The sequence below is a fragment of the Vibrio sp. 1874 genome, from assembly GCF_033344395.1.
Lineage (GTDB): Bacteria > Pseudomonadota > Gammaproteobacteria > Enterobacterales > Vibrionaceae > Vibrio > Vibrio alginolyticus.
In genome coordinates this window covers 1-1,418 of sequence record NZ_JAWPOR010000088.1, presented here as the reverse complement: position 1 = coordinate 1,418, position 1,418 = coordinate 1, and the positions used below count along the sequence as shown (strand labels likewise).

The 1,418-nt window shown below is 59.7% G+C and carries 1 protein-coding gene; it reads left to right on the top strand.

Annotated features, from left to right (window positions below):
• A partial coding sequence (locus tag R8N46_RS24735) for a Tn3 family transposase (RefSeq protein ID WP_318189713.1) occupies positions 1–1,418 on the top strand: 1,418 nt, incomplete at both ends.

Below are 1,418 nucleotides of genomic sequence, written 5' to 3'. Positions count from 1 at the left end.
CTGCCGACTTTGATTTCCTGCACCACATCGGTGAAAGCTATGCCACGCTACGCCGCTACGCGCCGCAGTTCCTGGGCGTGCTCAAATTGCGGGCTGCGCCCGCCGCCAAGGGTGTGATCGATGCCATCGACATGCTGCGCGGCATGAACAGCGACAGCGCGCGCAAGGTGCCCGCCGATGCGCCAACCGCATTCATCAAGCCGCGCTGGGCAAAGCTGGTTCTGACCGACGACGGCATCGACCGGCGTTACTACGAGTTATGCGCCCTGTCGGAGCTGAAGAACGCGCTGCGCTCCGGTGATGTCTGGGTGCAGGGTTCTCGCCAGTTCAAGGACTTCGACGAATACCTGGTGCCGGTCGAGAAGTTCGCCACTTTGAAGCTGGCCAGCGAATTGCCGCTGGCAGTGGCCACCGACTGCGACCAATACCTGCATGACCGGTTGGAATTGTTGGAGGCGCAACTCGCCACAGTCAACCGCATGGCTGCGGCCAACGACTTACCGGATGCCATCATCACCACCGCGTCAGGCCTGAAGATCACGCCGCTGGACGCGGCAGTACCAGACGCCGCGCAAGCCATGATCGACCAGACAGCTATGCTGCTGCCGCACCTCAAAATCACCGAGTTGCTGATGGAGGTCGATGAATGGACGGGCTTCACCCGCCACTTCACACACCTGAAGACCAGCGACACGGCCAAGGACAAAACCTTGCTGTTGACGACGATCCTGGCCGACGCGATCAACCTGGGTCTGACCAAAATGGCCGAGTCCTGCCCTGGCACCACCTACGCCAAGCTGTCTTGGCTGCAAGCCTGGCACATCCGCGATGAAACCTATTCGACGGCGCTGGCCGAGCTGGTGAATGCGCAGTTTCGGCAACCCTTCGCCGGCAACTGGGGTGACGGCACCACGTCATCGTCGGACGGCCAGAACTTCATAACCGGCAGCAAAGCAGAAAGCACTGGTCATATCAACCCGAAGTATGGAAGCAGTCCAGGACGGACTTTCTACACCCATATCTCCGACCAGTACGCGCCCTTCAGTGCCAAGGTGGTCAACGTGGGCATTCGTGATTCAACTTACGTGCTTGATGGCCTGCTGTACCACGAGTCGGACTTGCGCATCGAGGAACACTACACCGACACGGCAGGCTTCACCGATCACGTGTTTGGCTTGATGCATTTGCTGGGATTTCGCTTCGCGCCGCGTATCCGTGACTTGGGCGAAACCAAGCTATTCATCCCCAAGGGCGATGCCGCCTATGACGCGCTCAAGCCGATGATTAGCAGCGACAGGCTGAACATCAAGCAAATACGCGCCCATTGGGATGAAATTCTGCGGCTGGCCACCTCCATCAAGCAAGGCACGGTAACGGCTTCGCTGATGCTGCGCAAACTCGGCAGCTACCCGCGCCAG